Genomic DNA, 22,575 nt, shown 5'->3' on the forward strand with positions numbered 1-22,575 from the left:
TCTTACGCGGCCTCGTATCTCGATACCTGCGCCGGCGCCGCGATGGACGTCGTTTCCAGGTAGAAGCGCAGCAGCAGGTTTCTGGCAGCCAACGCGCGATATTCCGCCGTGGCGCGCATGTCGGTCAGTGGCGCGTAATCCTGGGCATATTTCTCCATTGCCGTCTCCACGGTCCTCTCGCTCCAGGGCTGGCCGAGCAGCGCTCTTTCGACGGCGAAGGCCCGTTTCGGCGTCGCGGCCATGCCGCCATAGGCGATCCGGATTTCGGCAACCGTGCCATCTTCGCCAAGTACCAGCCGGAAGGCGCCGAGCGTGGCGGTAATGTCCTCGTCCCGGCGCTTCGTCACCTTGTAGATGGCGAATTTCGCCGCGGCTGCAGGAACCGGAATATGGATGGCTTCGACGAATTCGCCAGGCTGGCGGTCCTGTTTGCCATAGGCGATGAAGAAGTCTTCAAGCGCAATGGTGCGCCGAACGATGCCCTTGCGCAAGGTCAGCGACGCGTTGAGCGCAATCAACGCCGGTGGCGTATCGCCGATCGGCGAGCCGTTGGCGATGTTGCCGCCGATCGTGCCCATGTTGCGCACCTGCTGGCCGCCAATGCGGGTAATCAACGGCCCAAGCGCCGGGACATGCTGCGAAAGCGTCGCGAACGCCTCCGAATAGGTGACGCCGGCGCCGATGCTGAGCACGCCGTCTTTCACCACGATCGATTTCAACTCCTGCAGCCCGGCAATGAAGATGACCGGCGTGACGTCGCGCATGTGCTTGGTGACCCAGAGGCCGACATCGGTCGAGCCGGCCACCACGGTCGCCGTCGGCGATGCCTCCAGAACCGAGGCGAAATCATCAAGGTTCGCCGGCACGATCAGCCGATTTCGACCCTCGCCGATTTCGACGCGGACGCCATCGCGAAGGGCCTGCAGGCGCGCGATCATGGTTTCGCGTTCGATCAGCAGCGGGTCGTCTTGCGTACCGCCATATTGGGAGATGGAGCGGGCGGCGCGCAAGATCGGTTCATAGCCGGTGCAGCGACAGAGATTGCCCTGGAGCGCTGTTTCGATCTGTTGATCCGTGGGATTCGGCGTCTGCATCCAAAGTCCGTAGAGCGACATGACGAAACCAGGCGTGCAGAAGCCGCATTGCGAACCGTGAAAGTCGACCATCGCTTGCTGCACCGGATGCAGGTGTTCGTCGCTCGGGGCGAGATGCTCGACGGTGACCACATGACAGCCATCCAACGAACCGAGGAAGCGGATGCAGGCGTTGACGCTCTCATAGACGAGGCCACCCGCGGGCGTCAGCCGACCCACAAGCACCGTGCAGGCGCCGCAGTCGCCTTCGGCGCAGCCTTCCTTGGTGCCCTTCAGCGAACGGGAAAGGCGCAGCCAGTCGAGCAGCGTCTGGTCCGACGCCACGTCGGTAAGAATGATGTCCCAGCCGTTGAGAATGAAACGAAGTTCGGAGCGGATTTTCGTCGATGTCATTTTCAGCTCCCGCGGTAGGTGGAGTAGCTGTAAGGCGAGAGGAGCAGCGGCACATGGTAGTGCGCTTGTTCATCAGCGAGACCGAAGCGGATCGGAATGATGTCTAGAAACATCGGGCTCGCCGATGTGCGGCCAAGATAGTCACCGGCATGGAAGCGCAGCTCGTAGGTGCCGGCCTGCATGGTTTCGCCTGATAGCAGCGGCGCATCGCAGCGACCGTCGTCGTTGGTTTCGGTGGACGTCAGGAGGTGCAGTGCATCGCCCTCGATCCGGTAGAGTTCGATGCGCAAGCCTTCAGCAGGTTTGCCGAGCGCCGTATCCAGGACGTGGGTCGTGAGCCGTCCGGCTCCTGGCGAATGAGACTGCATATTCTTCTCCCGAACGTAGCGCTCCTTTCTCTACTATCCGCCAGGCTCATTCCCATGAAAAGCAGCTGTAACGTTCGAGACTTTCAAAATTTCCAAGGGGAATGGCACGCGTGATTTGCGGTTAGACATTGGATGTCGAAACGTTTGGAGGAGCGTTTCATACGATGTCGCGGCGGGATGGATGAATACGGCTTGCGCGCTTCGCATGCGCTGAGGCCGGGAAATACGTGCCGGTATCGCGATATGCATTTGATGAAAATGCAGATTTCCGTATTGCATGGCGGACGTGATGAGCACGCCGATGTTCGGCCGACCCTGATGGGTATCGGGTAGAGGCGCTTGCGGCAGGGGGAATCCGATGCCGCGGTCTTCGTGATCAGCGTCGGTAGTGATTGACCATGGAAATAGCCGCGGCATGGCGGCCGCCGGGTTGCCAGCCGCGCTCCGGTCGATTTCCGCTGTCCGCACAGCGGGTCAGGTATCAAACCCAAGCGAACATATCGTCGATCGAGGAAGAGATGACTTCGGAGAATGGAAACGGGAGACCCATGAATGAAAGTGATCGAAATTCAGCCGCTGGCGAGAGCCGCATTCGCGCCCTTTGGCGATGTCATCGAAATGGAGGGGGCTCAAAGTTTCCCCATCAACGCCGGGAAATGCGTTCGTTATCATGATCTCGCAAAGGTCGAAGCGATTGGTGAGGAGGCACGCACGATGATCAGTTGGCTGCGCGGCGAACCCTATGCGCTGCCGCTGGAACTGAAGATGGTCGAGCGGCACCCTCTCGGCAGCCAGGCCTTCGTGCCGCTGACCGGCAATCCGTTCCTCGTCGTTGCGGCGCCGGAGACGGACAATGGTCCGGGCGAGCCCATGGCTTTCCGAACCAGGCCCGGACAAGGCGTCAATATCTGGCGCAACGTCTGGCACGGCATCCTGACGCCCCTCGACGGCATCTCGGATTTCATCGTTGTGGATCGCGGTGGCAAAGGCGTCAATCTTGAGGAGCATTTCTATGACGAGGCGTTCCTGATCCGCTGATCGGATCTCGATCGGTGCAGACAAATAAGGGGCGCTGCGGTTGCAGCGCCCCTTATTTGTCAAAGTGGTTCCCGTTCCTCGCAATCTGCGGAACGCCAAAAGGCCGGGTCATTCCAGCGAACGACCCGGCCTTGAAATCATTCCGCCGTCAATCCGCGAAGAAGGCGAAGCGTACGACGAACAGGGCCGCGACGATCTGTGTTGCCGGATGCAGCATCGACCAGCGGCCGGTGAAGACTTTCACGGCCACATAGGTGATGAAGCCAAAAGCAAGACCATTGGCGATCGAGTAGGTGAAGGGCATCGCAAGCGCGGTGATTGCAGCGGGTGCCGCCTCGGTCAGGTCATCCCATTCTATTTCGGTCAGCTCGCGCATCATCAGGCCCGCGACATAGAGCAGCGCCGGAGCCGTCGCATAGGCTGGCACGGAAGCCGCGAGCGGCGAGAAGAAGAGGGCGGCGATGAAGAGGGCGGCGATGGTGATCGCGGTCAGACCCGTGCGACCACCGGCCTGGACGCCCGACGCGCTTTCGACGAAGGCCGTCGTGCTGCTCGTGCCCATCAGTGAGCCGGCGACGATGGCCGCGCTATCGGCAAGCAGAGCCCGGCTCAGCCTGTTCGGCTTTCCTTCCTGGATCAGGTTCGCCCGCTTGGCGATGCCGATCAGCGTCCCGGTGGCGTCGAAAACCTCGACAAGCACGAAGACGAGGATGATATGGACCAGGCCGCCATGGAGAGCGCCGACGATGTCGAGCTGCAAAAAGGTCGGCATGATCGACGGCGGCGCCGAAACAATGCCGTGGAACTCGCTGACGCCGAAGATCCAGGAGAGAATGGTGACGGCGAGAATACCGATGAGGATCGAACCTCTTATTTTCAGCGCATCGAGAACGGCGATGACGAAGAAGCCGAAGATCGCGAGAAGGGGGCCGGTCTGTTTGAGGTCGCCGAGGCCAATGAGGGTCGCCTTGTTGGCGACGACGATGCCGGCGCTCTTGAGCGCGATGATCGCCAGGAAGAGACCGATACCCGCGGCAATCGCGCTTCTGAGCGAATGCGGGATGCCGGCAATCAGCCAGCTGCGCACGCCGGTTACCGTCAACAGGACGAAAATACAGCCCGAAATGAAGACCGCGCCGAGCGCCTGCTGCCAGGTAAAGCCGAGAGCCGAAACCACGGTGAAGGCGAAGAAGGCATTGAGCCCCATGCCCGGTGCCATGCCGATCGGCCAATTGGCGACGAGGCCCATGACGATCGAACCCAGCGCGGCTGCGAGACAGGTGGCGACAAAGACCGCGTTGCGATCCATGCCGGTCGTCGACAGAATGTCGGGATTGACGAAGATGATATAGGACATCGTCAGGAACGTCGTCACGCCGGCGATGAGTTCGGTGCGCGCGGACGTGCCGTGCTCACTCAATTTGAAAAGTCGTTCAAGCATTGTTCCTCCCTAAGCGTTCCCGACGCTCGTCAAATCATGGGGCTTGTCCCGCATCTCCTCCAGATGCTGGCGCGAGAAGCGGTTTTCGACGCTTCGTGGCGAGGGGAGATTGTGCGCTTTAAATGGCTTTGCGCGCTAGAGCCGGATTTCCCTGCAATTGGCGAAAGACATTCTAATTTTTCAAGCTATTTCGGCGCGAATTTCTTCTGGGTTGGGCACCGTAACGGAGTGGTCGAACCCACCTCTTCGTCCTGCACAATCGCTCGATGTAGTTGGGCAGAAAGATATGCACGATATTTACAGTGGCAAGGTGACAAAGCCAAACTATTTCCATCAGATGGCGAAACCGCGAAGGTTACACGGACGGCGGCCATGGAGGAGTGCGGCGAGCCTCCATATCTAAAATGGAGGTCGACCGAAGGTTTGAATTCCAATCGGAACGAAGCGCCTGATCATGATTGTCCGGCGCGATATCGATCGGCGATGTTCCTGCAGGCGCGGATGGTCAGCGCCATCACGGTCAGCGTGGTGCCGGCAATGCCGCTGCCCGGAAAGGCGGAAGCATCCGTCACGAGCAGGTTGGGGATATCCCAGCTCTGGTTATGGGCATTGAGGACGGAGTCGTTGTTCGATGCCCCCATGCGCGCGCCGCCGGTTTCATGGATTGCGGCGCCCATGCACATGGTCTTGCGGAACCATCTGCGGAACATGAAGCGGCTGAACGGATCGGCATCGCGGAAGGCGCCACGGCCCATTTCCCTAAGACCGGTGGGCGAGCCGATGAATTCCAGCTCGCCGCCGACGCCGCGCACCATGTCGATCAATACCTCTTCCTGACGGCGCAGCAAGGCATGTTCCTCCTCGCCCATGACGCATCGAATATGGGGCACCGGAATTCCCCAGGCATCCCTGCGCCCTGCATCGAGCGTGATGCGATTGTCGGCATAGGGCAGCATACGGCCGAAGCCGAAGAAGGCCAGTCGTGAAGGCTCGTCATCCGGTGTCGGCGCCCGACCGATGCTTCCCTGATAGTCGAAATCGCCGCGGCCTGTGTCGCCCTCTCCAAAGCGCGGTACGAAAATGCCGCCGGATGGATTGTAGAAGGGATCGACAGGCGCTGAATCATCGGTCGCCCATCCTTTCGCCTTGGAGAAAGAGCCGAAGGCAAGGCATGGAAGCTGATCCATGAAATAGCGCCCGAGCGCACCCGAGCTGTTGGCGAGCCCATGGGGGTGGCGAGCCGTGGCCGAATTGAGAAGCAGCCGGACGCTTTCAATCGGCGATGCGGAGAGCACGACGAGGGCAGCGCGCGCGGCCTCGACCTTGCCGGTCGCGCGGTCGATGAACTCGGCACCCGTCGCCCGGCCGCCGGCATCGTCGGTGGTGATACGCCGCACGATGGCGTCATGGCGGATGGTCAGCCGTCCTGTCGCCAACGCCTCGCGCAGCGGCTTCGGCGTCCGTTCGGCATCGGGCGCGATATAGCGCCAGGAAACGACATGCCGCTTCGGCCAGCGTCCTTCGACTTCCGTCTTGAAGATTTCTTCGGCCGGGGTCAGTTTCGCCGGATGGGCGTAGACGCCGTCGGGCAATGTCTCCACGCCATCCTCATTGCCATAGAGACCAAGGCTTGCTTCGACCTCGGCATAATAGGGCGCGAGCTCGTCGTAGGAAACCGGCCAGTCGACGCCCTTGCCCGTCTTCGAGCGGATCTTGAAATCATCATCCGTCCAGCGCAGCAGCACCCGGCCGAAGCTGTGCAGACGGCCGCCGCCCTGGCGGCCGCGTATCCACAGGAATGGCGCATCCTTGGGGGTCGTATAAGGGTTCTTGCGATCGTTGACGAAGAAATGGCTGAAGCGCTCGGTAAAGAAGGCGGCGCGCGCCTGGATCGGCTGGCCCTTCAGCGTGGCGCGGGCGCGCTCCCAGATATTGATGCTGCTGGCCGGCGCCTTCTTGCGGTTCGGATCGAAATCCTTCTGGGTCACCGCCGGGCCGGCCTCGAGCAGCAGCACCGACAGCCCTTGGGCAGTCAATTCCTTGGCGGCGAAGGAGCCAGCGGCGCCGGAGCCGATCACCAGCGCGTCATAGACAGTCTGAGACATGGATAATTTCCGTATGCTGTGGAAGTGGTCTTAGAGGCGGGCGCCGTCAGCGCCGAAGAGGGAGGCCTTGGCGATATCGAGGCCGGGCGTGATCGCCGCACCCGGCTGGAGCGCGGCATCTCCCATGACGCGGTAGGAGAGGCTTCGGCCCGCCCAGTCGAACCACAGCACGGTATCGGCGCCCATCGGCTCGACGACCGAGACAGTGCCCGGAAGGGTAGGCCAACCCACGTCCGCGCCATTCGGCGCGATATGCTCCGGCCGGATGCCAAGCGTGGCGGGACCTGCGTTGACGGCGCTGAGGAAAGGGTAGCCGGCGAGGGGGATCGCAAGTCCGTTGCTTTCGAAGACCGGCGCGTCCGCCTTCGAAATGATCTCGCCCTCGATGAAGTTCATCGCCGGCGCCCCTATGAAGCCGGCGACGAAGAGATTGGCCGGGCGATGGTAGATCTCGGAAGGGCTGGCGAGCTGCTGGATCACGCCGTCCTTCATGATGGCGATGCGATCGGCAAGCGTCAGCGCCTCGACCTGATCATGCGTGACATAGATCATCGTGTTGCCGAGGCTCTGATGCAGCTTCTTGATCTCGACGCGCAGCTCGTTGCGCAGCTTGGCGTCGAGATTGGATAGCGGTTCGTCGAACAGGAAAACATTGACCTCACGCACAAGGGCGCGGCCGATCGCGACGCGCTGGCGCTGGCCGCCCGATAATTCCGAGGGTCGGCGGTCGAGCAGTTTGTCGAGGTGGAGAAGCGACGTCGTGCGGGCGATGCGCGCCTCGATCTCGGCCTTGGGAAGACCCGCCACGCGCAGGCCGAAGGAGAGATTCTTGCGCACCGACATGCGGGGATAGAGCGCATAGGATTGGAAGACCATGCCGATGCCGCGATCCTTCGGCTCGGCCCAGGTGACATTCTTGTCCGAGATCCAGATCTCGCCGTCGCGGATGTCTTGCAGGCCGGCGATCGAGTTGAGCAGGGTCGACTTTCCGCAGCCGGAAGGGCCGAGCAGCACGAGAAATTCGCGCGGAGCGATGTCGATCGACAGCTTGTCGATGACGGTGTGATCACCATAGGCGATCTTGAGATCCTTGACCGAGACGGCAGGCTGCATGGCATTACCCCTTGACGGCGCCGGCGGCGACACCACGCAGGAACCAGCGGCCGGAGAAGAAATAGATGGCGAGCGGGACGACGGCGGTCAGAATGGTGGCAGCCATGTTCACATTGTAGGCGCGCTCGCCCATGGTGGTGTTGACGATGTTGTTGAGCTGCACCGTCATCGGCAGGTTGTCGCGTCCGGCGAAGACCAGGCCGATCAGGAAGTCGTTCCAGATTCCGGTGAACTGGAAGATCGAGGCGACGACGATCATCGGCACCGACATGGGCAGCATGATCTCGATGAAGATCCGCCAGAAGCCGGCGCCGTCGACGCGAGCCGCTTTGCAGAGCTCCTCGGGAATGGCGACGAAATAGTTGCGAAACAGCAGCGTCACCAGCGGCAGGCCGAAGATCACGTGGACGAGGACCACGCCTGCCACTGAGTTATAAAGGCTGAGGTTGGCGAGCAGCCGCACCAGCGGATAGAGGAAGATCTGGTAGGGGATGAGGCCGCCGGCCATCAGAAGGCCGAATAGCAGGTTCGAGCCCCTCGGCCGCCAGAAGGACAGGGCATAACCGTTGATCGCGCCAATGAAGACGGAAATCGCGACTGCCGGCACCGTGATCCTGACCGAATTCCAGAAGCCGATGCGCACACCCAGACATTGGGTGCCCATGCAGGCTCCCGACCACGCTGTCTTCCAGGCGGTGAAATCGATGGTATCGGGGAAGGCGAAGATGCGACCCTGGCGGATCTCTTCCATCGTCTTTAGCGAGGTGACGAGCATCGTATAAAGCGGCAGCAGGAAGAAGAGCGCGGACAGGATGAGGAAGGCATAGAGCCCGATCTGGCCTGCCGTGAGCCGTGATGGCTTGGGACCACGGGGATGAAGAGCCGCCATCAATGTGCTCCCCTTCTTCTGGCGCGCATATGGAGCGCGTAGCGAAACGGAGCGACGGCCATGACGACCGAAAGCACGAGCACGGTGGCGCCGGCGCTCGCAAGGCCGAGGTTTTGGCGTTCGAAGAGATTATCCATGATGAATTTTGCCGGCACCTCGGTCGAATAGCCAGGGCCCCCACCAGTCTGCGCGACGATGAGGTCATAGGTCTTGATCACGCCCATGGAGAGCAGCATGCCCGATGCGGCAAGCGCCGGCCCAAGCTGCGGCAGGATGATCGAGGCATAGATGCGCCAGACCGGAATGCCATCGATCTGGGCGGCTTTCCATTGCTCCTCGCCAATCCCGCGCATGCCTGACAGTGCGATGACCATGACGAGACCGGCTCCCTGCCAGACACCGGCGAAGACCACCGTATAGATCGCCATGTCGCGATTGACGATCCAGTCGAAGACGAAGCTCTGCCAGCCGAGCGCCCTGACGGTCGCCTGAATGCCGAAGGTCGGGTTCAGCATCCACTGCCAGATGAGGCCGGTAACCACGAAGGACATGGCATAGGGGTAGAGGAAGATGGTGCGAAAGAGGCTTTCGAAACGAACCTTGCGATCGAGGGCCGCGGCGAGCACGAAGCCGAGAACAAGGCAGCCGGCGACGTAGAGAACGCCGAAGATCAGCACGTTTTCCAGGGATGCGAGCCATCGCGATGTCCGGAACAGCTTGGCATATTGGGCAAAGCCGACATAGTTGGACGAGGGGAAAATGGTCGAATCCGTAAAGGACAGGCGCACCGACCAGACCATGGTGCCGATATAGACGACGATCGCGGCAATCCATGTCGGCAGCAGGGCAAAGGTCGCAGCAAGGGGTCGTCTGCGCTTGGTTTGCATAGGCAAACTTTCTCAAAAGGATGGGCGGAGCCGATCGACCGGAATTCGAGGATCGGCTCGCTGGAAGGCTATTCGAAGATCGCGAAGAACTTCTCCGCGCCTGAGGCGCTGTCCTCGGACGGATTGGTCCAGAACTCGTCAACGAAGTCGTTGAGTGCGCCGGCCTGCTGCGGCGAAAGGATCAGCGCCTGATCCGGCACGATCTTGCCGGCTCTCATCAGCTCAAGGCCTTTTTGCGCGCAGGTATCGAGCTTGGACTTGTCGACGTCGGTGCGCATCGGCACCGAGCCCTTCTTCAGCGAGAATTCGACCTGCACGGTCGGATCCATGGCGACCTCCGCAAGCAGGGTCTGGCCCTTTTGCGCGGCCGCATCGACGATCTTTGGGAAGGAGAAGGAATCGGCGACGTAGACCATGCCCGGCGATTGCGGCACGAGCATGCAGCCATAATCCTTGCCCAGTTCCTTGCCGGCTGCAACGAATTCACCCTTGGCCCAATCGCCCATGAATTGCACGCCCGCCTTGCCGGTGATGACCATGGCGGTCGCGTCGTTCCAGTTGCGGCCCGCAGCCCCCTCGTCGACATAGGCGCGAAGCTTGCCGAGAATATCGAGCGTCTTCTTCACGCCCTCGACGGATGTATCGCCCTTGTCCTTGTTTGCATAGATCTTGAGGAAGCCGTCGATGCCGACCTGGGTCAGCAGGATCATGTTGAAGACCTTGGATTCCTGCCAGGATTGGCCGCCCCAGGCGACGGGCTGAATGCCGGCTGCCTTGAGCTTATCGAGTGCCGAGAAGAATTCATCCCAGCTCTTCGGCTCGCCGGTGAGGCCAGCCTTGGCGAAGGCATCCTTGGAATAGAACACCCAGCTCTCGCCATGGGCGCCGGTCGGGGAGAGGTAGACCTTGCCGTTATAGGTGATGAGATCGTAGATCGATTTCGGCAGGACGTCGGCCCATTTGCCGGCTTTCGCCACATCGTCGATCGGGTTCATAAGCCCCTGATTGACGAAATCGGCATTGGCAAGGCCGAGCACGGCCTGTTTTGCGGTCGGCGGATCGCCGGCGACCAGACGGTTCTGGAAAGCGGCATCGGCCGCGCCGAAACCGGCGATGGAAGAGTCTTTCCAGGTGCCGCCGCGCTTTTCGAACTCCTGCTTGACGACGCTGAGGGCGGCGGCTTCGCTGCCTGATGTCCAGGAGGTCATCACCTCGGCCTGCGGCTTGTCTTCCGCATGGGCAGGAATGGAAGCCGTAACGAGCGCGGCTCCCATCAGTAGCATTTTCACTATGTCTTTCATCGTTCCACCTCTTCAGGAAAGCCCTCTTGGCGGGGCTATTCGTTTTCGGATCGTTGGTATCAGCGATAAATCGGCAAGAGCGCCTGTCTGACCAGCGTCAGGCCGTTGGCGATATCGCCGACCGGATCGGGCGCGGCATCCAGCTCGAGTATCGCCCAGCCTTCATAGCCGCAGTCGCGCAGCAGCCTGGCCCAGCCCGGCCAGTCGACCCGGCCGAGACCGAAGCCGCAGAAATAGGGGCGATGGCGATCATGGATATGCTCGTCGATGACCGTATCGGCCGGCATCGGGCCAAGCGCATCCTTCCAATGGGCGATGATGACGCGCTCATGGTGACGATCGACAAGCTGCAGCGGATCGGAGCCGGCAACGATGATATGCGCCGTATCCGGGCACATATGCACGTAGGCGGGATCGGTCAGCAGCATCAGCAGATCGACGTCGCGCGCTGCCGCGAAAATCGAATGCGCCTCGGTGTGGAGAGCGAGCCGCACACCCTTGGCGTAGAGAGCGGCGCCGAGGCGATTGAGGAAATCGGCAATCTTGCGCGCCTGCTCGAAATCGAAGAACCGTACCGGCTGAGCGCCGAGCGTCTGGCGAAGCGGCGCGCCGATGACCATGATATCGCTGCCGCATGCCTTGAGGAATTCGGCATATTTTTCTGCCTTATCGATGATGGCGGCCTGGGCGGAGGCCTCGGTGAAATCGCCGGCGGCTTCGAGTTCCGCGAAGAAGCCGCTCGCAAGCGTCAGGCCACGCCTGGAAAGCTCTGCGGCGAAGTTCTCGACCGAACCATAGGTCTTCGTCGCATCCTGCCAGTTGAAGGGCGAGAAGGTCAGTTCCACGCCGGTGACGCCGGAGGCTTGCACGGCATCCAGTATCTTGTCCCAGAAGGCACGTGGCTCATTGCGCGATAGCGCGATGATGCCGTCATAATCCCCTACGCCCCAAAATCCGGGGTGGAAAAAGGTGACGAGATCGACACCAAAACGCAGCCGTTCCGCAGAGTTCATGAGATTATCCGTTCTTAAGACATGGAAGATCGCTCGCGGAACCACGATCCACGGCAAATAATCCATAATGATTTCAATGCACTGCAAGTGGCAAACGTTTGCCGTGCCTAGATAGTAGACAAGTCGTTTTTATATGCAAGCGATTTTTGGCAAACGTTTGCTAAATGATAAGCTTTGCCGTAGCATCCCGCGCGACAGGCATTGGGGAGGACGCCAAAAAGTGAAGAATAACAAGGATCTGCCAGCAGAAGAGCATTCCGGCCCTTTGATGGCCGACGTCGCTCGGCTGGCAGGCGTCGCGATCTCGACGGTGAGCCGGGCGCTTGCCAATCCCGGTCGCGTCAACGAGAAGACCCGCGCCAAGATCGATGCCGCCGCCAAGCAGCTCGGCTATACGCCCAATGCCATGGCGAGGGGGCTTCGTGTCGGCAAGTCCAACGTCGTCATGATCATTCTGCCGGGCTCGCTTTATTACGGTGTCTCGCAGGTCATTCCTCTGGTCCTGCAGGGGATAAATCGATCGTTGAGCCAGAACGGCTATCACCTGATGATTGCCAACCTCGATCGCGACGAGGCTTCCGAGCGCCATATCCTCGATCTGGCTTTCGGCGGCACGGTGCGTGGCGCCATCATCCTCTCCTCGGATCTACCGGTCCATGGTGGTCGGTCACTGAAGGATTCGGCCCTGCCGATCGTGTCGCTTTTGTTCGATATGAGCCACGCGGCCCTGCCGAGCGTCGTGACCAATGATCGGCAGGCCGTTCGCGAGGCCACGGCCGAATTGCTTGCTCTTGGCCACCGCCGTTTCCTTTATCTTGCCGGCCCTGAGGGCAATTATCACGATAGAGAACGCTATCTGGGCGCCGTTGAAGCGCTTGCCGCCGCGGGTCTGCCGGAGACCGCGATCGTCAGGTCCGGCGGCAGCCTCGACTATCAGCATGGTTTCCAGATCGGCGTCGCCGCGGCGGCGGAATTTGCCGATCTCATCTTGAAGCCGACGGCCGTCATTGCCACGAGCGACGACATGGCGATTTCCTTCATGAGTTGCGTTCAACGCATGGGCTGGAAAATTCCGACAGATCTTTCCATCGTATCCTTCGACGGCGCTCCGGTCTGCGAATATTCGCTGCCGCCATTATCGACCATCGAACAGCCGGTGGAGGAAATGGGCCAGATGGCCGTGAGCTTGCTGATGGAGCGGATCGATGCGCCGGATAAGGCAACGGCCCTGCGTCATGTCATCGAAAGCAAGCTCATTCGGCGCGAGAGCTTTGGTCCGGCGCCGTCAAATGGTTAGGAACGGCATTGCATCGCTATCATCAGTGCCTCCATCCCGTCCGAGCGACGACCGGAACAGTCTCGGCGTCGTTCCCGTCCGCCGTTTGAAGATGTCGTAGAACCGGCTGCTGGACCCGAAGCCGCAGTCATAGGCGACCTGAAGGATCGGGCTGTTGGTTTCTGCGAGCTGCTGCATCGCCCGGGCCAGGCGATAGCGCGTCAGATATTCGTTGACGGAGATGCCCAATACGCTGCGGAATAGCTTGTTGGCCGTGCTGGGATGGATGCCGGCGAGCCCTGCCAGCATTGGCAGGCTTACCGGTTCGCAATAACGGGTATGAATAAGGTCCGTCAATGTTTCGGTGCGCTGCACGGCGATGCCGACGGCCGGTACCGAGCGCCGTTGGGCGTAATCACGGTTGTCGTCGGGAGCATCGAGAACGAAACGCCGTATTCTGACCTTGACCTCGTCGAGGATCAGCCGACGCCGAGCCATGTCGCCATGCTCCCAATCGGCCACCCATTGCGCCAGGAGCATCGCGTCGGCGGGGTAGGGGCGGCTGTCGGCCGAAAACCGTCCCTGCATGATCGACTGCCGTACGCTACGCTCGATCGGCAAACTCAGGAAGTCGACGAGCGGAAGATAGATGCAGATGAGTGGCGCACCAGGGGTGACCGTAATCGTCCTATGCGGAATGGCGGCCCAGAACAGCACCAGTCGCCCCGCTTCGGCCTGCTCCTGCCTCCCATTGAAGATATAGGTCATCTGCCCTTCCATGAGGAAGTTCAGCTCGACATGGTCGTGCCAATGCGCAGCGCTCATGGCATCGGCGATGTGCCGCTCGATCAGAAAGCCGCCGGCGGATGTGATGAGAGCTTCGCGCTCGACGGAATGGCTGGGTTTCGGCATGGGACCTATCTGGTGGCGCGAATCCGGGAATAATTTCATTGATAGCAGGAGGAAATTCCGAATTGAAAGAGGCATTGAGGCTCAAAGCTATTCCAAGCGGAGATCCCTTCATGCCAAAGATCTGCCTGATCGGTGCCGGCAGCACCGTCTTTGCCCAGAATATTCTGGGCGACGTCCTTTCCAGTCAAACGGGTGGCGATTACGTCATCAGCCTCTTCGACATCGATCCGGAGCGCCTGAAAACATCCGAAATCGTTGCCCGCCGGCTCTGCGAGGCGCTTCATCTCGACAAGGTGCGCGTCGAGGCGTCGCTTGATCGCCGACAAGCGCTGAAAGGTTCGGATTTCGTCATCCTGATGATGCAGGTCGGCGGCTATAAGCCGGCCACGGTGACTGACTTCGAGATCCCGAAACGGCACGGTCTCCGGCAGACCATAGCCGATACGCTCGGGATCGGTGGTATTTTCCGCGGGCTTCGCACCATTCCTGTTCTCGAAGAAATCTGCCGTGACATGGAAGACGTGTGCCCCGACGCCCTGCTGATGCAATACGTCAACCCGATGGCGATCAATTGCTGGGCGATCAAGGAGATCGCGCCCCACATCCGCACCGTCGGGCTTTGCCACAGCGTGCAGCACACGGCCACCCATCTTGCCGATTGCCTCGGCGAGGATGTCGCCGATATCAACTATCTCTCGGCCGGCATCAACCATGTCGCCTTCTTTCTCAAATATGAAAAGCTGCACGCCGACGGCAGCCGCGAGGACCTCTATCCGCGTCTGCGCGCTCTGGCCGAAGAAGGACGCATTCCAGCTGACGATCGGGTGCGTTTCGACGTTCTAAAAAGACTTGGCTACTTCGTCACGGAATCGAGCGAGCATTTCTCGGAATATACATCCTGGTATATCAAGGAAGGCCGTAGCGATCTGATAGAGCGGCTCAATATTCCCCTGGATGAATATATCCGCCGTTGCGAGGTCCAGATCGCCGACTGGCACGAGTTGCGTCGCGACCTTGAAGGCGGCAAGCCGATCGATGTCTGCCGGAGCAACGAATACGCGGCCGGCATCATTCACGCGGCAGTCACCGGGCAGCCCGCGCTGATCTACGGAAATGTCCCGAACAATGGACTGATCCAAAATCTGCCTGACGAGTGTATTGTCGAAGTTCCATGCCATGTCGATCACAACGGCATTCAGCCGATGCGCATCGGGCGGATACCTTCGCAGCTCGCCGCCGTCATGCGCTTAAGCGTTTCCGTGCAGGAGCTGACGGCCGAAGCGGCAGTGACGAAGAAGCGAGATCGCATCTATCAGGCGGCCCTACTTGATCCGCACACCTCGGCGGAACTGTCACCCGATCAAATATGGACGCTTGTCGACGATATGATCGAGCAGCACGGCAGTCTTTTGCCCGCCTACCACTAGCCCATCACGTCTTCAGCGAAGGTAATTCCCAAGCGCGGTCTCCTCAACAGAGGAGGCCGCGCGTTTGCATTTTTGGTCTGAGGTGATCACAGGAATAAATCAAAAAAGATCAAAATTCTGATTGACATTGATCTTATTGGGTGGAAGTTTGAGCGAAATAGAAGCAATTGCGAAAGAGGAACCTTCGTTGAGTCAGGCCGGTGGGGTGAAAGTCGATCGTCTCGATGCTATTCGCAGTCATCTCTATGCGAACGGATTTTCGACCATCCAGGCGCTCGCGGACGCCATCGGCGCGTCCCTGGCAACGGTGCGCAGGGACCTGCAGGTGCTCGAACGGGAAGGCGCCATCGACCGGGTACATGGCGGCGCTCGCATCGCCGAGGGCTCCTCGGTGGAGCTTGCCTTTCAGGAGCGAGCCAAGCGGCATTTGTCGGCCAAGCGTGCAATTGCAACAGCTGCCTACGATTTGCTGAGCCCGCGCACGGCGATCTTTCTCGACGCCGGAACCACCGTCTTGCAGCTCGCGCGTCTTATCCGCCTCAACCCGATCCCACTTCGCATCTTCACCAATGGCCTGACCGTGGCGCAGGAATTCCTTAATATTCCCAATCTGGACGTCGTCTTGCTCGGTGGCCAGCTTCGCAGCGAAAATGCTTCGCTCGTCGGGCCGCAGGCCGAAGCGATGCTTGAGAGCATCTGGTTCGATCAACTCTTTCTCGGCGCGAGCGCCATCAGCCCGGATGGCGCGATCTATAGTGTCGACAGCGCCGAAGCGAGCCTCAATAAATGCATGCTCAGCCGCTCGGCGCACCGTTTCGTGCTCGCCGATTCCTCCAAATTCGGCACGATGGCGACCTATAAGGTCGCTCCCCTGAGTGCCGCCAAGGTGATAACCGATGCGGGTCTTTCCGCCCATTGGCGCGGCGAACTCGTCAACCTCGGCGTCGAGATGACAATCGCGGATCTCGGAGCGCCGGAATGAGCGACGAGCTGATCCTCGGCATCGATGGCGGCGGCAGCAAGGTGCTGGTCGCGCTCGCTGATAGAGCCGGCAACGTACTCCAGATGACGCGGAGCGGCGGCGTCAATCCGATGGACAATCCGAACTGGCGGCGCGAGCTGGATCTTGCCCTGCGCCCCTTCCTGGAGCGGGAGCAGCCGGCCGCCGTCGCCGCCGCGCTGCCGGCCTATGGTGAGGTCGCCCACTTGTCGGAACGGCAGCGCGAGTCTATAGAGACCAGCTTCCCCAAGGCCAAGCGGCATATTCTCAACGATGTCGACGCGGCTCATCTCGGCGCCTTCGCCGGAAAGCCCGGTATTCTGATCCTGTCCGGAACGGGTTCCATGGCCTGGGCACGCAACAGCGCTGGCGCATCTGCGCGCGTCGGCGGATGGGGCGATGTCATCGGCGACGAGGGCAGCAGCTATTGGATCGGGCGGGCAGCTCTCAGCCTCGTCAGTCAGAGTCTCGACGGGCGGGCAGGTCCGACCACGCTGGCGAAGGCCATGTTCGAATTCCTGAGCCTCGACAGCATCGACCCGGTCAATGCGCTGGGAGGATGGGTGAGCGAACTCGAAAACCCTCGCGCCGAGATCGCTGCCCTCTCAGTTCTCGTCGATCGCGTTGCGCGCGCTGGTGACGCAGCAGCCAAACGACTGATCGATCAGGCCGCATCCGAACTGGCAAAGCATATCGACGCCATAGCGCCGCATTGCGATCCGTCGGCAGACTGGACCCATGCCGGCGGAACATTTGCAAGCCGCGCCCTGCTAACCGCGCTCGAGCGGCGCATCGGTCGCCCGGCCGTGAGCCCGAAGCTTCCTCCCATCGGCGGCGCCCTCCTGGCGGCCGCCCGACTCCTCGACTGGCCGGTGGATGACGGCTGGATCACGCAAATCGCCGCAACGGCAAAGACCGCGGCGGTGCATTCAGGTGAAGCAGACCTCAATAACAAGGAAAGAAGGGAACATGCGTAAATTTACTTTGCCATTCGTCGCTCTGGCGGCGCTCGTTGCCGCCGTTCCGGCTCTCGCTCAGGATGCGAAACCGCTTGCCGGTCAATCGATCACAGTGCTGATGCCTTCGCCACAGGCGCCCAACATTCCCGGCGACTTCGAAGCCGAGACCGGCATTCACGTCAATATGCAGACACTCTCGTGGGACGATATCCGCCCCAAGCTCGTCACCTCGCTGATCGCGGGAACAGCGCCGGCCGATGTCACCGAATTCGATTGGTCATGGACCGGCCAGTTCAGCGCCGCGGACTGGTATCTGCCGCTCAACGACGTGATCGACGCCGATACGGTCAAGGATATCGGTGTCTCCAAGATCTTCACGGTCAACGGCAATCTGCTCGGCGTGCCCTATACCAACGACTTCCGCGTCATGCTGATCAACAAGAAGCATTTCGCCGACGCGGGCATCACGACAATGCCGAGGACACTCGACGAACTTGTCGCCGCCGCCAAGCAGATCAAGGAAAAGAAGATCGCGACCTATCCGATCGGCCTGCCGCTTTCGGCGACCGAAGGCGCGTCCACAAGCTGGTACCTGCTAACCAAGGCCTTCGGCGGCGAACTGTTCGACAAGGATTTCAAGCCGCTTTTCGTCTCGAAGGATTCGGCCGGCTACAAGGCACTCGCCTTCGAGCTGATGCTGCTGAAGGAGGGGCTCGTCGATCCGGCGTCGACCGGCCTCAAGGACAGCCAGATCAATGAGAGCATGTTTGCCCAGGGCGTCACGAGCATCATGATCTCGGGCGAGCCGGGCAGGATCGGTCAGATGAACGATCCCAAGCAGTCGAAAGTGGCCGGTCAGATCGAGGCGATCCTGGTGCCAACCGCAAGCGGCGAGACCCGCAGCTTCGGCCTTCCCGAAGCACTCGCGATTCCCCGCGTTTCACAAAATAGGGACGCCGCCATCGCCTTCGTCAAATGGTTCACCAGCAAGGACTTCCAGAAGAAGAACGCGGCCAATGGCGCATTGCCGACCCGCACCTCGGCATTGTCCGAGCTCAACGCCGCCGGCCAGCTGCTGAGTGGCGATACGCTGGTCGCGCAATCGAAGACCGTCGAGCCGCTGTTCCCGCAGGGTACGCCTCCTTGGTATCCGGAATTCTCCAGCGCGGTAAATACAGCCATCAATAGCGCGGCGAAGGGCCAGGTCACCGTCGATCAGGCCATGCAGAACATCGCCGAAGCGGCAAAGCAGGCATCGGCGCAATGACAATCGCAGTCTCTGCCGATGGCAGGAGCAGGCGTGGTGCCGGCGTCAAGGCCGACACCATGCTGGGTATCCTGCTTGTCTCGCCGATCCTGATCACGATGGCGGCCCTTGTTTTCTACCCGATCGGAAGAACGGTGTGGGACAGCCTGCACAGGGTCAATCCGATGCAGGCGGGAACACCTTTCGTCGGGCTGGAGAACTACACCCGCATGTTCTCCGACGCGGCGCTTGGTACGACATGGATCAACACATTTCTCTATGTCGTGCTTGCGGTCATCGCTGAAACGGTGTTCGGCGTGCTGGCTGCCGCTCTCATCAATCAGGTCAAGGTTGGACGGCAATGGCTGCTCGCGGCTGTCGTCCTGCCCTGGGCGTTGCCCGGTGTCGTCAACGCGGTGATCTGGCTCTGGATCTATCAGCCCGGCGCGGGATTGCTGAATGGCATTCTATCGGCCGTGGGGTTGCCATTTGAAAACCACGTCTGGTTCAACGATCGCACCAGCGCCATCATCGCCGTCACGGTGGTTCACGTCTGGCGCATGATGCCCCTCACCGTCGTCATCGTGCTGGCCGCCATGCAGAGCATTCCCGCTCATCTCTATGAGGCCGCGCGCATCGATGGTGCAACGCGCACGCAGATGTTCGCCTTGGTCACGCTTCCGCTGGTGCGCAGCGCCATTGCCGTTGCCATGACCAACGCGACCGTCAATGCATTCAACCTCTTCGATGAGGCCTGGGTCTTGGCGGGTTCCAGCCTCGAGACGCGACCGGTTCTCGTCCAGATCTATCTCGAGACCTTCCAGAACCTGCGTTTCTCTTACGGCATGGCCTTGTCTCTCGTGATCACGTTGGTCTCGCTGCTGGTTTCGCTCGTCTATGTCCTGCGGGTCTATCGCAACACCAGGTTTGATTGATGAAACAGAGCCTTTCCTATCGTTTGCTGATCTGGGCCGGTGTCGCGGTTCTCCTGATCTGGTCGCTCGGGCCGATCTACTGGACGCTTGCAAGCTCCATCACTCCGACCGAGGACTTTTCGGCTAGACCGATCCATTTCTTTCCGCAGCATTTCACGCTGGACCATTTCTCCCGCCTCTTCGGCATCGATATTGCCAGGATCGGCGGAGTTCAGGTCTGGTCGCAGTTTCGCGCGGCACTGATCAACAGCATCGTCACCTCGGTGGCCGCGACGCTTCTTTGCGTGGCGATATCGGCCCTCGGCGCCTATGCCTTCACGCGGATCCAGTTTCCTGGTCGTGGTTTTTTGTTTGCAGCTGTGGTCGCGACACTGGCAATCCCCGGCTACGCGGTGCTGATCCCACTTTACCGGATCATGATCAGCCTTCATTTGGTCGACACCTATGTCGGCGTGGCATTGATCTATGTGTCGGCCTATCTGCCTTTGTCCCTGTGGTTGCTGCGCAGCGTCTTCGAGGCATTGCCGATCGCGCTTGAGGAGGCGGCACAGCTCGATGGCGCGGGCAGGCTCTACATCTTCTTCAACATCGTCCTGCCGCTTGCCGGTCCCGGCCTGACGGCGGCGGCCATCCTAACCTTTCTTGGCGCATGGGGGCAGTATCTCGTCCCGCTCATCTTCTCGCCGCAGGCGACGAAGCCCCTGACGGTGCTGATCCCGGAATTCGTCACCAAGAACTTCATCGACTATGGGCTGATCACGGCAAGCGGATCGATCGCCATCATCATTCCCGCCCTGGTCGTCATCTTTCTCAATCGATACCTCGTCAGCGGTCTGCTGGCAGGATCGGTCAAGTAAATCGGAGCTGATATGAATACGACGGAAAAGGTGATCTTCGAACAATTCCCTTATTGGGAAAAGGCGATCGGACCGGTCTCCGCCCCGCATGATGCCGAACTGACGGTTTTTCTGGGCTGCGGCACATCCTACAATCTTGCTTTATCGCTTGCGGCTCACGCCAATCTTGCCGGCTATCCGGCGATTGCCGTACCGGGTGCGGAATGGCTGAACCGGCCAGCCGCCGTCTGGCCACGCTGGCGGAAGGCCCATCTGGTGGCCCTTTCGCGCAGCGGCGAAACGACGGAAACCGTTGCCGCCGCCAAGGCAAGCCGCAAGGCCGGCGTTTTCGTCACCGCCATAACGGTCGAGCCCGAAAGCTCGCTTGCCAAGAACTGCGACCGGCTGATCGAAGCGGCGACCCACGGCGATGAGGGCATCGTCATGACGGTTTCGGCGAGCCTGATGCTGCTTCTGGGCATGCAGATGGTCGGCATGGAGATCCCGCCATCGATCGCCCAATCGGCACGCCGCCTGGCTGATCAGCTCGACGCGGCTCTTCCGAAGATCATCAAAGGTCGCTCGCATTTCGTCTTCCTCGGCAGCGGATCGCTCTACGGCATTGCCTTGGAGGGGGCGCTGAAGCTGATGGAAATGAGCCAGATCGTCACCCAGGGCTTCCATCCGCTCGAATACCGCCATGGTCCGATCAGCCTCGTCGATGAAAATACCGCTGTTGTCATGCTTTACAGCGCCGATCAGAAGGTCGCGGAAGCCCTGCTGATCGAGGAGTTGCGGCAAAAGGGAGCGACTGTCATCGGCTTTGGCGGTCCAGGCGATCTGGAACTGACTGTCGATTGCGATCCGGCACTCGTGAGCCTCTACGTGCTGCCGGCTCTGCAGATCCTTGGAGAAAGGGCAGCACAGTCGAAGGGTGTCGATACGGTATCGCCCCGTCATCTGACCAAGGTTGTGATGCTCGGATGAACGCCTCCTTCGAGCACAATCGCGGCATCGCGCTGAAGAAGCTTCTCGGCGGTCGCGTCAAGACACTGCCGCACGGCATCACCTCCGTTTGCTCCGCGCATCCGCTCGTTATCGAGGCGGCGCTCAAGCGTGCGGCTTCGGAAGGGGCGGTCGCGCTGATCGAAGCGACCTGCAATCAGGTCAATCAGGACGGCGGCTATACCGGGATGACACCCCGCGATTTCCGCCGTTTCGTCGAGGAAATCGCCGTCGCGGTCGGCCTTCCCATCGATCGCCTCATCCTGGGCGGCGACCATCTTGGGCCGAACCCGTGGAGGAAGCTTCCCGCGGAGGAAGCAATGGCGAAGGCCGAAGCGATGATTGCCACCTATATCGAGGCGGGCTTCGAAAAGATCCATCTCGATACCTCGATGGGCTGCGCGGGCGAGCCCGTCGCCTTGGCTGACGAACTGACGGCGGAACGTGCCGCGCGGCTCGCCCGCGTGGCGGAAGAGGCCGCTCGTCGCTCCGGCCTCCGACCACCGGTCTATATTATCGGAACCGAGGTCCCGCCGCCGGGCGGCGCCACCCACGCCCTCGACGAGCTTGAGGTGACGCGAGCAGAGGCGGCGATAAACACGCTGGCGGTGCATCGTGCCGCCTTCGCCAGGGCCGGTGTCGAAGGCGCTCTGGAGCGGGTGATCGCCATCGTCGTCCAGCCCGGCGTCGAGTTCGGCAATGCCAATGTCGTCCTTTACAGACCCGATCGCGCGGATGGCTTGATTGGCGCTCTCGACCAAATGCCCGGCTTGCTCTTTGAGGCGCATTCCACGGACTATCAGCCCGGGGACGCGCTCGCCGCCCTCGTGCAGGGCGGTTTTGCGATCCTCAAGGTCGGCCCGGGCCTGACCTTTGCCTTGCGGGAGGCGCTCTATGGCCTCGATGCCATCGCATCGGTTCTCGCCGGAAGGGCTCCGCCTGATGCGATCTATACGACAATGGAGGCCCTCATGCTCGAAAATCCAGGTCACTGGAATTCCCATTATGGCGGCTCGACCGAGGAACAGCGCCTGCAGCGCCATTTCAGCTATAGCGATCGCATCCGCTACTATTGGCCGAACGAGAAGGCGGCCGCGGCAGTCGAGACCCTGTTCGCGCGCTTCGAAGGCGATATTCCGGAAACGCTCATCAGCCAGTATCTCGGCCGGGTCTATCCGGCAGTGGTCGCAAGGAGGGTTCCGCCTCGGGCGCGCGATCTCTGCATCGCCGCTATCGATGCGGCCCTGGAACCCTATTCCGCGGCCACGCTCGCATAGTCGCCCTAGCGCGCTTTCCGGCCATGGCGGTCGGCAAAGGCGTTGGCGATCAGACACACG

20 protein-coding genes are annotated in these 22,575 nt (G+C 60.8%); 10 read left to right on the forward strand and 10 right to left on the reverse strand.

The features are described from left to right. Positions 1-2: 2 nt before the first annotated feature. Together xdhA and uraH are read right to left on the reverse strand one after the other, a co-directional pair. The gene (xdhA, locus tag GDN47_RS18110; protein WP_152093947.1) at positions 3-1,487 is read right to left on the reverse strand and encodes a xanthine dehydrogenase small subunit; all 1,485 of its coding nucleotides are present in this window, start codon (positions 1,485-1,487) and stop codon (positions 3-5) included. 2 nt (positions 1,488-1,489) lie between these two features. Continuing rightward, complete coding sequence (gene uraH / locus GDN47_RS18115) at positions 1,490-1,855, reverse strand: hydroxyisourate hydrolase (protein ID WP_113331751.1); 366 nt, start codon at positions 1,853-1,855, stop codon at positions 1,490-1,492. A 552-nt stretch (positions 1,856-2,407) separates the two neighbouring features. On the opposite strand from uraH, the gene GDN47_RS18120 reads away from it, so the two are divergent. After that, positions 2,408-2,893: an ureidoglycolate lyase gene (locus tag GDN47_RS18120; protein WP_113353383.1), complete on the forward strand. Its 486-nt coding sequence runs from the start codon at positions 2,408-2,410 to the stop codon at positions 2,891-2,893. A 148-nt stretch (positions 2,894-3,041) separates the two neighbouring features. On the opposite strand, the gene GDN47_RS18125 is transcribed toward GDN47_RS18120, so the two are convergent. From GDN47_RS18125 to GDN47_RS18155, 7 genes are all read right to left on the reverse strand, one after another. Beyond that, complete coding sequence (locus GDN47_RS18125; protein WP_069614091.1) at positions 3,042-4,334, reverse strand: NCS2 family permease; 1,293 nt, start codon at positions 4,332-4,334, stop codon at positions 3,042-3,044. A 452-nt stretch (positions 4,335-4,786) separates the two neighbouring features. Further along, positions 4,787-6,439, reverse strand: coding sequence for a GMC oxidoreductase (locus tag GDN47_RS18130; protein ID WP_145634245.1), 1,653 nt, complete (start codon positions 6,437-6,439; stop codon positions 4,787-4,789). Positions 6,440-6,469: 30 nt separating this feature from the next. After that, positions 6,470-7,552, reverse strand: coding sequence for an ABC transporter ATP-binding protein (locus GDN47_RS18135; protein WP_145634248.1), 1,083 nt, complete (start codon positions 7,550-7,552; stop codon positions 6,470-6,472). Between the two features lie 4 nt (positions 7,553-7,556). Further along, positions 7,557-8,441, reverse strand: a complete 885-nt coding sequence (locus tag GDN47_RS18140; protein WP_113420696.1) for a carbohydrate ABC transporter permease — start codon at positions 8,439-8,441, stop codon at positions 7,557-7,559. Further along, complete coding sequence (locus GDN47_RS18145; RefSeq protein WP_113420697.1) at positions 8,441-9,328, reverse strand: carbohydrate ABC transporter permease; 888 nt, start codon at positions 9,326-9,328, stop codon at positions 8,441-8,443. The genes GDN47_RS18140 and GDN47_RS18145 overlap by 1 nt, the downstream gene beginning before the upstream one ends. A gap of 68 nt (positions 9,329-9,396) precedes the next feature. After that, entirely contained in the window at positions 9,397-10,629 is a 1,233-nt protein-coding gene (locus GDN47_RS18150; protein ID WP_152093948.1) for an ABC transporter substrate-binding protein, read from the reverse strand. A gap of 59 nt (positions 10,630-10,688) precedes the next feature. Beyond that, entirely contained in the window at positions 10,689-11,642 is a 954-nt protein-coding gene (locus GDN47_RS18155; protein WP_152093949.1) for a sugar phosphate isomerase/epimerase family protein, read from the reverse strand. Between the two features lie 220 nt (positions 11,643-11,862). Between GDN47_RS18155 and GDN47_RS18160 the strand changes: the two genes are divergently transcribed. Further along, positions 11,863-12,939 (forward strand): LacI family DNA-binding transcriptional regulator, encoded by a 1,077-nt coding sequence (locus GDN47_RS18160; protein WP_145634256.1) that lies wholly within the window; start codon positions 11,863-11,865, stop codon positions 12,937-12,939. Here GDN47_RS18160 and GDN47_RS18165 read toward each other — a convergent pair. Further along, positions 12,928-13,830: a helix-turn-helix domain-containing protein gene (locus tag GDN47_RS18165; RefSeq protein ID WP_152093950.1), complete on the reverse strand. Its 903-nt coding sequence runs from the start codon at positions 13,828-13,830 to the stop codon at positions 12,928-12,930. The two genes, GDN47_RS18160 and GDN47_RS18165, sit on opposite strands and share 12 nt — an antisense overlap. A 110-nt stretch (positions 13,831-13,940) precedes the next feature. On the opposite strand from GDN47_RS18165, the gene GDN47_RS18170 reads away from it, so the two are divergent. The 8 genes from GDN47_RS18170 to GDN47_RS18205 all read left to right on the forward strand — a co-directional run bounded on the left by GDN47_RS18170 (position 13,941) and on the right by GDN47_RS18205 (position 22,515). Continuing rightward, positions 13,941-15,257 carry an alpha-glucosidase/alpha-galactosidase gene (locus tag GDN47_RS18170; RefSeq protein ID WP_145634266.1) on the forward strand — a complete coding sequence of 439 codons (1,317 nt, stop codon included), beginning with the start codon at positions 13,941-13,943 and terminating at the stop codon, positions 15,255-15,257. A gap of 187 nt (positions 15,258-15,444) precedes the next feature. Next, positions 15,445-16,239: a DeoR/GlpR family DNA-binding transcription regulator gene (locus tag GDN47_RS18175; RefSeq protein ID WP_113331763.1), complete on the forward strand. Its 795-nt coding sequence runs from the start codon at positions 15,445-15,447 to the stop codon at positions 16,237-16,239. After that, complete coding sequence (locus GDN47_RS18180; RefSeq protein WP_145634272.1) at positions 16,236-17,234, forward strand: N-acetylglucosamine kinase; 999 nt, start codon at positions 16,236-16,238, stop codon at positions 17,232-17,234. The genes GDN47_RS18175 and GDN47_RS18180 overlap by 4 nt, the downstream gene beginning before the upstream one ends. Continuing rightward, positions 17,227-18,483 (forward strand): ABC transporter substrate-binding protein, encoded by a 1,257-nt coding sequence (locus GDN47_RS18185; RefSeq protein WP_152093951.1) that lies wholly within the window; start codon positions 17,227-17,229, stop codon positions 18,481-18,483. The genes GDN47_RS18180 and GDN47_RS18185 overlap by 8 nt, the downstream gene beginning before the upstream one ends. Next, positions 18,480-19,397: a carbohydrate ABC transporter permease gene (locus GDN47_RS18190; RefSeq protein ID WP_145321289.1), complete on the forward strand. Its 918-nt coding sequence runs from the start codon at positions 18,480-18,482 to the stop codon at positions 19,395-19,397. The genes GDN47_RS18185 and GDN47_RS18190 overlap by 4 nt, the downstream gene beginning before the upstream one ends. Continuing rightward, entirely contained in the window at positions 19,397-20,254 is an 858-nt protein-coding gene (locus tag GDN47_RS18195) for a carbohydrate ABC transporter permease (protein ID WP_095438757.1), read from the forward strand. The genes GDN47_RS18190 and GDN47_RS18195 overlap by 1 nt, the downstream gene beginning before the upstream one ends. A 12-nt stretch (positions 20,255-20,266) precedes the next feature. After that, complete coding sequence (locus tag GDN47_RS18200) at positions 20,267-21,220, forward strand: SIS domain-containing protein (RefSeq protein WP_145321291.1); 954 nt, start codon at positions 20,267-20,269, stop codon at positions 21,218-21,220. Beyond that, positions 21,217-22,515: a D-tagatose-bisphosphate aldolase, class II, non-catalytic subunit gene (locus tag GDN47_RS18205; protein WP_152093952.1), complete on the forward strand. Its 1,299-nt coding sequence runs from the start codon at positions 21,217-21,219 to the stop codon at positions 22,513-22,515. Before GDN47_RS18200 ends, GDN47_RS18205 begins: the two co-directional genes overlap by 4 nt. Positions 22,516-22,575: the final 60 nt, after the last annotated feature.

Source organism: Martinezella dioscoreae, assembly GCF_009176305.1.
Classification (GTDB): Bacteria; Pseudomonadota; Alphaproteobacteria; order Rhizobiales; family Rhizobiaceae; genus Rhizobium; species Rhizobium dioscoreae.

Excerpts from the sequence above, each read along its gene's own strand:
- GDN47_RS18185 (WP_152093951.1), top strand. The coding sequence starts at position 17,227 with ATGCGTAAATTTACTTTGCCATTCGTCGCTCTGGCGGCGCTCGTTGCC.
- GDN47_RS18140 (WP_113420696.1), bottom strand. The coding sequence starts at position 8,441 with ATGGCGGCTCTTCATCCCCGTGGTCCCAAGCCATCACGGCTCACGGCA.
- GDN47_RS18150 (WP_152093948.1), bottom strand. The coding sequence starts at position 10,629 with ATGAAAGACATAGTGAAAATGCTACTGATGGGAGCCGCGCTCGTTACG.
- GDN47_RS18120 (WP_113353383.1), top strand. The coding sequence starts at position 2,408 with ATGAAAGTGATCGAAATTCAGCCGCTGGCGAGAGCCGCATTCGCGCCC.
- GDN47_RS18155 (WP_152093949.1), bottom strand. The coding sequence starts at position 11,642 with ATGAACTCTGCGGAACGGCTGCGTTTTGGTGTCGATCTCGTCACCTTT.
- GDN47_RS18190 (WP_145321289.1), top strand. The coding sequence starts at position 18,480 with ATGACAATCGCAGTCTCTGCCGATGGCAGGAGCAGGCGTGGTGCCGGC.
- GDN47_RS18205 (WP_152093952.1), top strand. The coding sequence starts at position 21,217 with ATGAACGCCTCCTTCGAGCACAATCGCGGCATCGCGCTGAAGAAGCTT.
- uraH (WP_113331751.1), bottom strand. The coding sequence starts at position 1,855 with ATGCAGTCTCATTCGCCAGGAGCCGGACGGCTCACGACCCACGTCCTG.
- xdhA (WP_152093947.1), bottom strand. The coding sequence starts at position 1,487 with ATGACATCGACGAAAATCCGCTCCGAACTTCGTTTCATTCTCAACGGC.
- GDN47_RS18130 (WP_145634245.1), bottom strand. The coding sequence starts at position 6,439 with ATGTCTCAGACTGTCTATGACGCGCTGGTGATCGGCTCCGGCGCCGCT.
- GDN47_RS18165 (WP_152093950.1), bottom strand. The coding sequence starts at position 13,830 with ATGCCGAAACCCAGCCATTCCGTCGAGCGCGAAGCTCTCATCACATCC.
- GDN47_RS18145 (WP_113420697.1), bottom strand. The coding sequence starts at position 9,328 with ATGCAAACCAAGCGCAGACGACCCCTTGCTGCGACCTTTGCCCTGCTG.
- GDN47_RS18195 (WP_095438757.1), top strand. The coding sequence starts at position 19,397 with ATGAAACAGAGCCTTTCCTATCGTTTGCTGATCTGGGCCGGTGTCGCG.
- GDN47_RS18170 (WP_145634266.1), top strand. The coding sequence starts at position 13,941 with ATGCCAAAGATCTGCCTGATCGGTGCCGGCAGCACCGTCTTTGCCCAG.
- GDN47_RS18135 (WP_145634248.1), bottom strand. The coding sequence starts at position 7,552 with ATGCAGCCTGCCGTCTCGGTCAAGGATCTCAAGATCGCCTATGGTGAT.
- GDN47_RS18125 (WP_069614091.1), bottom strand. The coding sequence starts at position 4,334 with ATGCTTGAACGACTTTTCAAATTGAGTGAGCACGGCACGTCCGCGCGC.
- GDN47_RS18180 (WP_145634272.1), top strand. The coding sequence starts at position 16,236 with ATGAGCGACGAGCTGATCCTCGGCATCGATGGCGGCGGCAGCAAGGTG.
- GDN47_RS18200 (WP_145321291.1), top strand. The coding sequence starts at position 20,267 with ATGAATACGACGGAAAAGGTGATCTTCGAACAATTCCCTTATTGGGAA.